Below are 12139 nucleotides of genomic sequence, written 5' to 3'. Positions count from 1 at the left end.
GCACGATCCTCCCTCCGCGCCGCCGATCCGTGTCGGCCGACGCCACGCGGGTAGCCGCGTAGAAGGAGGCCGGCCACCGCCTTGCCTGCCGAGGCGAACATGACGGATCGAGGCATGGAGAGGAGCATCCCGTGGACAGAGCGGAAGTGACGAAGCGGCTGCTCGGCGACTACGGGCAGACCTATGCCGACGAAGCCGGTATCACCCTCCGCGACAAGCCCGCCCCGCTGTTCCAGCTGCTGGTGCTCACCATCTTGTGTTCGGTCCGCATCAGGGCGCAGACGGCCACAGCCGCAGCCCGCGAGCTGTTCGCGGCAGGGCTGCGGACACCCCGGGCGATGGCGGACTCCGGCTGGCAGGAACGCGTGGACGCGCTCGGCCGCGCACACTACGTTCGGTACGACGAGAGCACCGCGACCGCCCTCGGTGACAGCGCCCAGCTCCTGCTCGACCACTACCGCGGGGACCTGCGGAGTCTCCGGGAGCAGGCCGCCGGTGACACGGAACACCTGCGGGAGCTGCTCCAGGAGTTCCCCAGGATCGGACCGGTCGGCGCGGACATCTTCTGCCGGGAGGTCCAGGCCGTCTGGCCGCAGGTGCGCCCGTTCTTCGACGAACGTTCCTGCGAGGCCGCCGGCCGGCTCGGGCTTCCCCACACGCCCGCCGGCCTCGCGAACCTGGTACCGCCGAAGGACCTGGCCCGGCTCGCCGCAGCCCTGATACGGATCAGCCTCACCAGGAGCGCAGAAGACGAACTCCGGGTGGCCGCATAAGCCCGCCGCGCTGCGCCACGCCGGGCACGGGACGTGGTCCAGCAGGAGCGGTCACTCCGGGCTTTCTGTTCTCTGACGCCGCGGGTCGCCTGCCTGGCGGACCCTGTCGGTCTGCCGGGTCAGCGTCTCGATGCGGTCGGCGAGGTCCGGGTGCCTGCGGCGTATGTGCGGTTCGGCCGCGGCGAGCGGGCCGAGCAGATCGGCGACGTCGTCACCCGCGAGGGCGTCGCGGACGTAGCCGATCGAGGCGCTTGCCGCCGTGTCCAGGCCGGTCAGCGCGCTGATCTGGCCTGCGAGCTGACGAAGATCCGCGGCGTTCTGCCGTGCCCAGGCGTTCACGATGCGCTGCGCCGCACGCGAATCACGCGTGGCCTGGACGCGCTGCTCACCCGTGCTTCCGGCGGCACCGGGCCGCAGCCGCAGGTAGCGCCGCTCGGCCGCCTGCCGGCTGGAGACACCCAAAGGCCCCGACAGATCCGCCCAGCTCGCCCCCGCCGCTCGCGCGGTCTCGATCAGTCCGCTCTCCCAGGACGCGAGCCGCTCGCGGACCTCCCGCAGCAGCAGGAGGGCGGCGAGCGCCGCCCGCGCGTCGTCCGGAGCGTCCGCCCGCTGCGCGTGGGCATCCCGTACGGCCCCGTCGATCACCTCAAGGGCAGCCGCGGCGGCCAGGAACGATACCGGCGAGCCGGCCGGCTCGGGCGTTGTCACGTCTACCTCCCGGTGCGTCGGCCCGGCGTGCTTGCCGGGCCGGATCGTCGTCAGGCTACGGCTACCCACAGCGGAATGAAGTCATCATTCCGCTGACACTGACCCTTGTCATCGCTTCGATGACATGCTACAACAGAAACCTGAAGCGCACTGGCATCCGATGCAGAGACCGGAGGTGTACTTCCATGCTGATGCGCACTGATCCCTTCCGTGAGATGGACCGTCTCGCCCAGCAGCTGCTGGGCCCGGGCACTTGGTCCAAGCCCTCGGTCATGCCGATGGACGCCTACCGCGAAAGCGACGCGTACGTGATCGCTTTCGACATCCCCGGCGTGTCCAAGGAGGCCATCGACATCGACGTCGAACGGAACATGCTGACGGTCAAGGCCGAGCGCCGGCCCGTCGCGAAGTCGGACGAGGCCCAGATGGAACTCTCCGAGCGGCCTCTGGGTGTCTTCTCGCGACAGGTCGTGCTGGCCGACACCCTCGACACCGAGAACATCGAGGCCGACTACGACGCCGGAGTGCTCACCGTGCGCATTCCGATCGCGGAACGCGCCAAGCCGCGGAAGATCGCCATCGGCGACGGAGCCCGCAAGCAGATCAGCAGCTGACACGCGCCGGCTCCGGAAGCCCACAGGCGGGTACCGCCGCCCGACTGCCGCCCGACTGCCGCCCGGCTCCCTCCCGGGCGGCGGTACGGCACGCGAGCGGTACGCCACGCGACGGGAACGGGGCAGTCGTCCTGCCCGACCTCCGTCCACGCCTCGGCAAGTCCGGGTTCGCGCACGCGTGGTGAGCAGGAGAAACCCTCATGACCATGCGATGGGACGCCTTCATACAGCAGGTCCGCGAGCGCGGTGAATACGGCAGCCACGAGGAGGCCGACCGGGCCGCCCGCGTCGTCCTCGCCCTCCTGGGCGCTCACTTGGCCGGGGAGGACCGGGCGCGGGTGGCCGCCCGGCTTCCCGAGACCTATGCCCTCATCCTCCTCAACCCGCTGCAGGCCGCAGAGCCCCTCGATCCCCAGAGATTCGTACGAGCCACGGCCGCCTGGATCGACGGCGCGACCGAGCAGACCGCCGCATGGGACGTCAGCGCGGTCCTCAGTGTCGTGGCCGACTCCCTCGACGAGGACCTCATGCACAACGTCCTGCTCCAGCTCCCACCCGGCTACGACGTGCTCTTCGGCCGCCCGCAGACCTCGTGACGCCCGTCGCGGGCCGCTGTCCGAGAAGCGGCTGGGGGTCAGGCGTACTCGAAGTGACCCGACCCGAAGGTCAAGCCCTCTGGGCCCACCGCCGGGCAAGGCGAGCGGCGGCCATGCCGGTCACGAAGGCGGCGAGTGGCACGACGATGCTCATCCAGGGGTCTCGGACGGGTTTGTAGACGGCGGTTCCGTCCTTGATCACGATGAAGCCGCGGGGCCGGGCCGCGGCTCCTCCGCCGCCCCCTCCTCCTTCGCCGTGCTTGGCCGCCGTGCTGTCCCGGCCGGCGCCGCCGCCGAAGCCGTAGGCGATCTCGGCGACGGGGATGACGGTGACGGCGCCGCTGGTGACGGGCTCGCCGTAGACGGCCCGTACGGAGGCCCGCGCTCCGAGCTTGTCCGCCAGGTGTTCCAGCAGGTCGGCGGAGGCGCGGGCGATGGTCGACTCCGCTGCTGGGGCGGGCTGGGTCTGGTCGTCCGGGGCGGTCATGGGGTGCCTCCGTGGTCATCGCGTACGGCGGTGCCGGGAATGTTGGGCGCCGGCCGGCACCGGGATCCTGCTCTCGGGGAAGGTGAAGCGGTCGACGGTGATCAGGGTGAAGCCTGCGGCGGAGATGGTTCTCCGGGTGTCGCAGCCAGTCGCGGCCAGTGTGGCAGCCGCCCGTCAGCCGCGGCCAGACAGCAGGTCCCTACGGTTCACGCCGTCGTCCCGGCGCGCACGGGGAGGTCGGCCAGGCGCCACTCGAGCATGCCGTCGTCGAGCCGGACCGCCCGTCGGCCGTGGTCGGTGAGCAGGCGTACGGCGTCGTAGGCGAGGGCGCAGTACTCGCCGCGGCAGTAGACGACGACCTCGGTGTCCTCGGGCAGCTCGCCGATCCGGTCGGTCAGCTCGGCGACCGGGATGCAGACCGCGCCGGGGATGTGTCCGGCGAGGTACTCCTCCGGCGGCCGGACGTCGAGCACGACCACGTTGCCGGCGTCGATCCGGGCCAGGAGTTCCTCGTGGGTGACCTCCGCGGCGCCGTCCTCGCCCAGGTAGGCGTCCCGGGCGGCGGGAACGGCGGCCTGGTGGCGGTCGGCGACCTTGCGCAGGAGGGCGAAGAGCTGGGCGACGTCGTCGCCGGCGAGCCGGTAGTGGATCCGGACGCCTTCGCGTCGGGTGGCGACGAAGCCGGCCTGCTTGAGGGTCTGCAGATGCGCCGATGCGGTGGTCAAGTTCAGCCCGGCGGCCTTGGCCAGGGCGTCCACGGTGCGCTCGCCCTGGGCGAGCAGATCAAGCAGCTCCAAGCGCTTTCCGCTGGCCAGCGCCTTGCCGCTGGCGGCGAACGCGTCGTAGAGCGCGGCCTTCGTGCCGCTGGTGCCGGCGTTCCGCATTGCATCCTCCAAATATCTATGGATTACTGTAACTGATGTCGGGCGGCGATGCCCCGCCCACCGCCCGTCCCTTCTTCTCGTGAAGGACAGCTCGATGGGTTTCCCCGAAGATCACCTGATCCCGCTGGTCGACGAAGGACTCGGCAACAGCGCCTACCTCGTCGACCTGGGCGATGGCCGCGCTCTCGCCGTCGACGCGAGCCGTGACCTGCGCGCCCTGCATGCCGCCGCCGAGCGACGTGGTCTGACCGTGACGTACGCGGCCGATACCCACCTGCACGCCGACTTCCTCTCCGGTGCCGTCCAGCTCGGCCGCGACCACGGCGCCCGGGTCCTGGCCTCCGCCGCCGGCAACCGGGCCTTCGACCACCAGGGCCTCGTCGACGGTGACGAGGTCGACCTCGGCGGGCTGACCCTGCGGGCCCTGGCCACCCCCGGCCACACCGACGAGCACCTCTCCTTCCTGCTGCTGGACGGCCGGAGCGAACTGGGCGTCTTCACCGGCGGGTCGCTGATCGTGAACTCCGCCGCCCGCACCGACCTCCTCGGCGCCGACCGTACGGAGGAGCTGGCCCGCGCCCAGTACCACTCCCTCAAGCGGCTGACCGCCCTGCCGGACCAGACGGCCGTATGGCCCACGCACGGCGCCGGCTCCTTCTGCTCGGCCCCACCGGGCAGCGAACGCACCTCCACCGTCGGCGCCGAGAAGCGGGCCAATCCGCTGCTCGCCGCGCCCGACGAGGACACCTTCGTCTCCCAGCTCATCGCGAGCCTGGGCACCTACCCCGCCTACTTCGACCACCTCGGCGAGGCCAACCGACGCGGTCCCGGCATCGTCACCGGCACCCCGCTGCTGACCGAGCTCTCCGCCGAGCAGGTCCGCACCCTCGTCGCGGACGGCGGCCACGCCGTCGACGTACGGCCGGCCGCCGACTACGCCGCCGGCCACATACCCGGATCGCTCTCCATACCCCTGCGAGGCCAGTTCGCCACCTGGCTCGGCTGGCTCCTGCCCGACACCGCCCCGCTCGCCTTCGTCACCGCCGACGGCCAGGACCTGAGCGAGATCGTCTGGCAGGCGTACAAGATCGGATACGAGCGCCTCGCCGGCCGCCTCGCGGGCGGGATGCCCGCTTGGACCGCTGCCGGCCACCGGCTTGCCACCACCGCGTTCGTCACGGCCGACCGGACGGACAACCGTCCCTACGTCGACGTGCGGCAGGAGTCGGAGTTCGCCGCCGGACACGTCCCCGGCGCGGTCAACATCGAACTGGGCAGCCTCACGCGCACAGCTGCGGACGCCCCCGAGGGCGCGGTCGTGGCCTGCGGGCACGGCGAGCGCGCCATGACCGCCGCCAGCCTCCTCGAACGCGCCGGTCACACCGATGTGGCCGTGCTCGACGGCGGACCGGCCGACTACGCCGCCGCACACGGCGAGCAGCTCGTCCAGGGCACGGAGGACACGCGCTCGTGACGGCTGACCCCACCTCGACGGCACCGACGAACGCCTCCGGTCGTCCGGTACGCCTCGGCCTGCGCGAGAACTGGCTCCAGTTCACCCTGCTGGTCATCGTCAACATCTGCGTCGGCGGCCTGGTCGGCCTGGAACGCACCACCGTCCCGCTCATCGGCTCCGAGACCTTCGGCCTGACCAGCGACCTGGCCGTCTTCTCGTTCATCATCGCGTTCGGCCTCACCAAGGCCCTCACGAACCTGGCGGCCGGGGCGCTGACGGCGCGCTTCCGCCGCAAGCAGCTCCTCGTGACGGGCTGGCTGATCGGCATCCCCGTCCCCTTCGCCCTCGCCTACGCGCCGTCGTGGGGCTGGATCGTCGCGGCCAACGTCCTACTCGGTCTGAACCAGGGCCTGACCTGGTCGATGACCGTCAACATGAAGATCGACCTCGTCGGCCCCTCACGACGCGGCCTGGCCACCGGCCTGAACGAGGCCGCCGGCTACACCGCCGTCGGCGTCACCGCCCTCCTCACCGGCTACCTCGCCACCGCATACGGCCTGCGCCCCGTCCCCGAGCTCATCGGCGTTGTTTTCGTCGCCGCGGGCCTCGCTCTGTCCCTCGTCGTCCGCGACACCGCCGCCCACGTCGCCCTCGAACTCGCCCACCACCCCAAGCCCCTGCCCACCGACGAGGACACCGGCCTGAAGGCCACGTTCACCCGCACCTCGTGGCGCAACCGCTCACTGCGCGGCGCCAGCCAGGCCGGACTGGTCAACAACCTCAACGACGGCCTCACCTGGGGCGTCTTCCCGCTCCTGTTCACCGACCACGGCCTCGGGCTCGCCGCCGTCGGTCTGATCAAGGGCCTCTACCCCATCCTGTGGGGCCTCGGGCAGATCCCCACCGGCCACCTCGCCGACCGCATCGGCCGCAAACCCCTCATCGTCTACGGCATGCTCGTGCAGGCCGCCGGCTTCGTCATCGCCCTCGCCCTGCTCGACCGGCCCCTGCTCGCCGGAATCCTGTCCGCGGTGGCGCTCGGCCTGGGCACGGCGATGGTCTATCCAGCCCTCATCGCGTCCGTCTCCGACCACGCCCACCCGGCCTGGCGGGTGGGCGCGCTCGGTACGTACCGTTTCTGGCGGGACATCGGCTACGCGGTCGGCGCCCTGGTCGCCGGCATCCTGGCCGACTGGCTCGGCCTCGACGCCACCGTCATCGCCGCCGCCGCCCTCACAGCCGCCTCCGGACTCCTCGCCGCCCGCTGGATCAGCGCGCCGCCGTCCGGGAGAACGGGATGATGCGGGCGAAGGCGCACTGCGTCCGCCCCTTATCGGCGATTTGACGAGAACCGCACGGGCTCGGCCAGCGTCTCTCGTGCTCCCTCGAAGTCGGCGAGCCGTGCGGCCAGTGTGGCTGTGGCCAGTCTGGTGGGCAGTGCCGCGGCGAACTTCAGGCCGTGCACCGCCCGTTGGTCGACGTCGGGCAGTACGAGAGCCGAAGCGGCGCGGGCGCTGTCCCTGGCGGCTTGCCATGTGTCCGAGGTCAGGTCTTCCCTGAGGCGGAGGTAGCAATCGGTCGGGCGCTGCAGGGGATCGGTGACCGTGGACAGGGTGGCGGCGAGGGTGGCGTTGGTCCGGTAGCCGGACCAGGTCCACCAGCGGACGTCCGCTCCGGTGCGGGTGATGAGGGTCCCGCCGGGATGGACGGTGTGAGGGGCTTGCTCGTCTCGCCACTCCTGGAGGCTCGCGGCAGCCCTGCGGGTCAGGGAGACGGGCGGATCGGCGCCGAGCAGGACGTCCCGCATCGCACGGGTGAGCGCGTACGAGAGACCGGTGGGCGTGCCGCTGGACCACTTGGCGATGCCGCCACTGTCAACGGGTTCGACGAACACGCGCTTGCGTCCCCAGTCGATGTACGTCACCTGCCAGCTGCGCCCGGCCAGCAGCAGCCGACGAGGCCCGGGCCGTTCCTCGGTGAGTACGGAAGGGTCGGCCTGGCCGATCTCCGTGCGCCCGGACAGTACGGTGAACTGCGGGGGCGCGGTGAACGAGGCTGTCAGTTCGATGAAGTGACGGCGGCCGAAACGCTGTTCCGCCTCGGGACCGATGAACAGCAGACCTCCGTCGGAGTCGAGGAACCCCTCGCTCACCAGGTGGCGCAGGACGGGGGCTGCGGAACGGTCAAACGGTGCGAGTCCGTTCCACTCGTCCATCCACAGCTGATCCCCCAGCTTGTGCTTCTGGAGGGTTGCGGCGAGCAGCTGCTGGGCGACCAGGTGGCGCGGTTCGGGTGGCGGGATCACGGGTTCGACCCAGCCCCGGCCCCACAGCAGCAGCAGGCCGGCGGCCTGCAGCAGGGCGTCCTTCCGGGTGGCGAGGAACAAGCAGTTGCGGCTGGATCCCGGACGCCGCCCGGTACGTCCGATGCGCTGCAGGAACGAGGCGACGGTGGTAGGGGAGTCGATCTGGATGACGCGGTCCAGATCGCCCACGTCGATGCCCAGTTCGAGGGTGGAGGTGGACACGATCACGCAGTCGCGAGCCTCGGCGAACGCCTGCTCCGACCGGGCGCGCTCGTCGGCGGAGAGGGAGGCGTGGGAGAGGAACACGGAGACCTCGCGGGCCCGCAGTGCGGCGCCCAACTCCTCCACCTGGCGCCTCGAGTCGCAGAACACCAGTCGCTTCTCGCCGCGGTGCAGAGCCGCGATGATCTTGGCGGCGTTGTCGAGGGAGCCGACGTAGTCCAGCTCGACCTCTCCGGGAGGCGGGGCAGCCGCACCTTCCTTCTGGGCGGGGGCAAGGCCCGGAGCGACCACCCGGCCCGGCCGCCGGCCGGCTCCCGCTCCCTGCAGCCAGGTCAGCAGCTGCTCGGGGTTGCCTACGGTCGCCGACAGCCCGATGCGCTGGATGGGGCGGCCCGCCACCCGCTCCAGGCGTTCCAGCACGGCCAGCAGGTGCCAGCCCCGGTCGTCGCCGGCGAACGCGTGCACCTCGTCCACGACGACTGCCCGTACTCCGCCGAGCAGATGGGCGTGGTCGGTCTTCACGCCGATGAGCATGGCCTCCAGTGATTCCGGCGTGGTGAGCAGGATGTCGGGCCGGCCCGTGCGGATCCGGTTGCGCTGTGACTCCTTGGTGTCCCCGTGCCAGAGCGCCGCACTCCGCCCCAGCCACTGGGCGTAGCCGTCGATGCGCGTCACCAGGTTGTTCAGGAGCGCCTTGAGCGGGCAGAGGTAGAGCACCGACGTGCCGGACCAGTTCTGCGCCGACATGGCGGACAGGATCGGCAGACAGGCGGCCTCGGTCTTCCCGCCGGCCGTGGGGGCCAGCAGCACCGCGTCGTGCCCGTCCATCACAGGATCGATCGCCGCCCGCTGCAAGGGCCGCAGGTCCGGCCAGCCCAGTGTGTTGACCACGTGGTGCAGGACGACCGGGTCCAGGCGGTCGACGGGTTCGTGCCGGTCCTCCGGCCGGTCGGAGTGGACTGTCACTCGATGTCCAGGTCGATCTCGTCGGCGCAGGCCGCGGCAGCCAGGTTCCGCTCCACCTCGGTGAGTTCACCGCTGGACACCGTCAGCCGGTAGTGCTGCCGGGGGTCGAAGTCCTCGAACTGGTCGATGCGGTCGAGCACGTCGCCGACCAGCTTCTTCAGGTAGATGCGGGGCGCGACGCCGACCTTGCCGCCGAGGGCGCCGCCCACCGCCCCGGCCAGGTCGGCGATGTACCCGTCGTCCGCCAGGGCCTTCACCCGGTCGGGGGCGGAGGCGCCGGCGGCGTACAGATCGCGGATGGTGATCCCGAGACCCACCAGGGAGTCCTGCGTGAACCCCGGCAGCCGGAGCTGCACCGCGCGCGGATTGTCGAAGCGCGGATCCGTGGTGAAGTCCGTGGCGAGCCGCTGGGCGAGCGGGGCCAGCCGTTGCACGCCCTGCTGTCCGTCGTAGAAGGCCGGCGTACCCGTGATGATCAGGTAGAGGCCGGGGAAGCGCCCGGAATGCACCTCGTCGATGAGCTGGCGCAGCGCGTTGAGGGCCTTGTCCCGGGCGTCGGAGCGGACCCGCTGCAGGGTCTCCACTTCGTCGAGTACCAGGAACAGTCCGCGGTGCCCGGAGTCGCACAGCACGGTGAGCAGTCCCTGGAGGAAGCCGAGCGCACCGAAGTGGTCCAGGTCGCCGCGTACGCCGGCGGACCGGCGGGCGGCTGCGGCCACGTGCGGCTGGCCGCCGAGCCAGGCGAGGACCGCGGATGCCGTGGCCTCGTCCCCCTGGGCGAGGGCGGCCCGGTACCCGCGCAGTGCGGTGGCGAAGGACGGGGCGTGCCGGGAGACCTCGCTGAGGCGGGCCGTCAGCAGTTTCTCCACGGCGTCGGCCAGTTCGTCCTCGGTCGCCCCCTGTGCGAGCGCGTCCTCCTCCAGGGCGTAGAACCAGGCGTCGATCACCGGGCGCAGGGCGCTGGGCGGGAAGCTCGCCGTGGTCAGCCGCTCGGTGAGGCGCCGGTAGACCGTCTCCAGCCGGTGCAGCGGGGTCTCCGTCTCCGAGATCTGGATCTCGGCCACGGCGAAACCGCGCTGCTTGGCCCGCTCACCGAGCCACCGGGTGAAGAAGGTCTTCCCGGAGCCGTACTCACCGCGGACGGCCTTGAACACCGAGGCGCCGGAGACCACCGCGTCCAGCTCGGCCTCGAGGGCGGACTCGAACCGGTCCAGGCCTGTGGCCAGCAGGTCCAGCCCGTTCTCGGGCACGGCGCCCCGGCGCAGTGCGTCGATGGCGGCACGGCGACGGGCAGCGGAGACGGTGGAAGAGCGCGGGTCGGTCACCCCCGCATTCTCCCATCCGTGCCGGATCGTCCCTGCGGGCGTACGCCGCCTACCCGCGGAAGCTGCCGTAGCCGAGGTTCTCCGTCACGGAGGTGACGAACTCCGCGCTCTTCGAGGCCTTGTCCGCTCCCCAGTTCCGCTCTTCCTGGAACGCCCGGAACTGCTCGTGGAGGGAGGTCCAGAGGGATTCCAGGCGTGCGGGAGTGGGGAAGACCTCCTCCCGTGCCGCATTGGCGAGGGCGTCCGGCCGCGTGAACACCCGGCCCACCAGATCGACCGCGCCGAGCATGGCGAGGTGGAAGTGGAGGTTCGTGTACTCGGAGCGGGAGATGGGCTCCGGCCGCGCCTGCAGGAAGTCGTCCACACGACGCTGTGCCTGGGCCAGCCACAGGTAGACCGGCAGCCCGGTCTTCTCGGAGAAGACCCGCTGGTAGTCCGTGTCCGACTTCAGCAGGCTCGACGGCCGGGCCCGTGCGTAGTCAGGGCGCCCCAGCGCCATGGCCATGACGGACTGGGCGAGCAGCGGGATGCTGACGATGCGGTCGGCGGGCTTGCCCTGGTTGCGGTAGAAGTTCTTGCGCCGGTCGTAGAACCAGCCGTGCTCGTGGAAGTACGTCTCGATCTGCCGCTGGATGTCGTCCGTGGCGCGCAGCGAGGCAACCGGGACGGTGGTCTGGCGGTTGGTGGCACGGATGACGGCGTCACGGGCGGCCTGGTCGGCGGTGACGAGGATGCGGACCTGCACCAGCCGGTCGAAGACGGGCTCCGACGGGTCGGCCGTGTGCCGGGCGGACAGCGTCTGGTGCAGGGTGTAGGAGGTCTGCAGCCCGTTCACGATCTGGACGTCGGAGAGGCTGAGCCGCTTGCCCACCGAGGTGGCCTGGGAGCAGACGATGGTGATGCCGTTGTTGAGCCACCAGAACTCGGGCGCCGCAGGGTCCCGCAAGGACTGGGTGATTTCCCGGTTCACCTCGACGTCGCCCTGGTAGTCCCGGACGTTCCAGTCGAAGATGTGCGATTTGATGACCTTGTTGTCGTCGCTGAGGAACTCGATGTAGTCCCCGAGGGCGACCAGGGCGATGTGGCTGGTGCCGTGCGTGATGCTCTCCCGGTACGGGAGCTCCAGGGTGTACGAGGGCCGGGTGCTGGCGCGCTTCCAGAGCTCCGCGGGACCGAGGAACTCCACCTCTCCCCGGGAGATCGCGAAGGCCTTGTCGAACCGGTCCTCCAGGATCTTCGCCTTGGCCTGGACCTTGGGGTGCACCTCGCCGGCTTCCCCGCGCGTCACGTAGGAGAACTTGATCAGTACGGTCGGATGGCGGGTGAGGAGCCGGCTCAGGGCGTCCTTGAACAGCCGGAACCTGGCGATCAGGTCGGGGGAGTAGAGGAGCGCGAAGTCGGCGTCGTCCGCCTCGAGGTTGAGCAGGTTCGCGCACGTCGCCTCGACCTTGTCCAGGGCCGTCTCCGAGAAGGCGGAGGAGGTCTTGGACTGGACGAGCCACAGCGTCAGCTGGGTTCCCGTGTCGATCTGGGCGGCAGCGGACGGCTGCTGGATGATCTCGCTGTCCTCGTGCAGCAGCCGTCCGCCCAGGAACACGTACGCACCGTCGATGCCGCCGTCGTCGGAGCCGCCGATGACCCCGGCTTCGACCTCCTCCTCGGAGAGGCCGAAGCCGTGCAGCGCGTGCTCGCAGGCGAACCTCTCGAAGGCCGCATCGAAGGACAGCGCCACGGAACGCGAGTTCCGCTTCTCTTCGATCATCTGGTTGATCAGTACGCGGTCGTTGGCGCTCATACGTCCTT

11 protein-coding genes are annotated in these 12139 nt (G+C 70.8%); 5 read left to right on the top strand and 6 right to left on the bottom strand.

Annotation, left to right across the window (positions count from 1 at the left end; translation table 11 throughout):
• The first annotated feature begins 131 nt into the window (after nt 1-131).
• On the top strand, nt 132-773 hold the full coding sequence (locus GPJ59_RS00165) for an endonuclease (RefSeq protein ID WP_219664055.1): 642 nt from the start codon (nt 132-134) through the stop codon (nt 771-773).
• Nucleotides 774-824: 51 nt separating this feature from the next.
• Here the strand turns inward: GPJ59_RS00165 and GPJ59_RS00160 are convergent, their stop codons facing one another.
• Nucleotides 825-1481, bottom strand: coding sequence for a hypothetical protein (locus tag GPJ59_RS00160; protein WP_219664054.1), 657 nt, complete (start codon nt 1479-1481; stop codon nt 825-827).
• A gap of 185 nt (nt 1482-1666) precedes the next feature.
• Here GPJ59_RS00160 and GPJ59_RS00155 point away from each other — a divergent pair, with 185 nt between their 5' ends.
• Entirely contained in the window at nt 1667-2095 is a 429-nt protein-coding gene (locus GPJ59_RS00155) for an Hsp20/alpha crystallin family protein (protein WP_219664053.1), read from the top strand.
• A 200-nt stretch (nt 2096-2295) separates the two neighbouring features.
• On the top strand, nt 2296-2691 hold the full coding sequence (locus tag GPJ59_RS00150; RefSeq protein WP_219664052.1) for a DUF2267 domain-containing protein: 396 nt from the start codon (nt 2296-2298) through the stop codon (nt 2689-2691).
• Between the two features lie 70 nt (nt 2692-2761).
• On the opposite strand, the gene GPJ59_RS00145 is transcribed toward GPJ59_RS00150, so the two are convergent.
• Together GPJ59_RS00145 and GPJ59_RS00140 are read right to left on the bottom strand one after the other, a co-directional pair.
• Nucleotides 2762-3178 carry a GerW family sporulation protein gene (locus GPJ59_RS00145; RefSeq protein ID WP_219664051.1) on the bottom strand — a complete coding sequence of 139 codons (417 nt, stop codon included), beginning with the start codon at nt 3176-3178 and terminating at the stop codon, nt 2762-2764.
• A 206-nt stretch (nt 3179-3384) separates the two neighbouring features.
• Complete coding sequence (locus GPJ59_RS00140; protein WP_219664050.1) at nt 3385-4062, bottom strand: ArsR/SmtB family transcription factor; 678 nt, start codon at nt 4060-4062, stop codon at nt 3385-3387.
• Between the two features lie 94 nt (nt 4063-4156).
• Here GPJ59_RS00140 and GPJ59_RS00135 point away from each other — a divergent pair, with 94 nt between their 5' ends.
• Both GPJ59_RS00135 and GPJ59_RS00130 read left to right on the top strand, forming a co-directional pair.
• Nucleotides 4157-5536 (top strand): MBL fold metallo-hydrolase, encoded by a 1380-nt coding sequence (locus GPJ59_RS00135; RefSeq protein WP_219664049.1) that lies wholly within the window; start codon nt 4157-4159, stop codon nt 5534-5536.
• On the top strand, nt 5533-6819 hold the full coding sequence (locus tag GPJ59_RS00130; protein WP_219664048.1) for an MFS transporter: 1287 nt from the start codon (nt 5533-5535) through the stop codon (nt 6817-6819). Before GPJ59_RS00135 ends, GPJ59_RS00130 begins: the two co-directional genes overlap by 4 nt.
• A gap of 29 nt (nt 6820-6848) precedes the next feature.
• Here GPJ59_RS00130 and GPJ59_RS00125 read toward each other — a convergent pair whose 3' ends face one another.
• The 3 genes from GPJ59_RS00125 to GPJ59_RS00115 are packed head-to-tail and all read right to left on the bottom strand — an operon-like array spanning nt 6849 to nt 12131.
• Complete coding sequence (locus GPJ59_RS00125; RefSeq protein ID WP_219664047.1) at nt 6849-9011, bottom strand: DEAD/DEAH box helicase; 2163 nt, start codon at nt 9009-9011, stop codon at nt 6849-6851.
• A complete protein-coding gene (gene brxD / locus GPJ59_RS00120) occupies nt 9008-10336 on the bottom strand; it encodes a BREX system ATP-binding protein BrxD (RefSeq protein ID WP_219664046.1) in 1329 nt (442 codons plus the stop codon). The genes GPJ59_RS00125 and brxD overlap by 4 nt, the downstream gene beginning before the upstream one ends.
• Before the next feature lie 49 nt (nt 10337-10385).
• Complete coding sequence (locus GPJ59_RS00115) at nt 10386-12131, bottom strand: AIPR family protein (RefSeq protein WP_219664045.1); 1746 nt, start codon at nt 12129-12131, stop codon at nt 10386-10388.
• Nucleotides 12132-12139 lie beyond the last annotated feature (8 nt).

The organism is Streptomyces bambusae, from assembly GCF_019400985.1.
GTDB lineage: Bacteria > Actinomycetota > Actinomycetes > Streptomycetales > Streptomycetaceae > Streptomyces > Streptomyces bambusae_A.
This window is presented reverse-complemented; position numbering and strand designations above follow the sequence as displayed.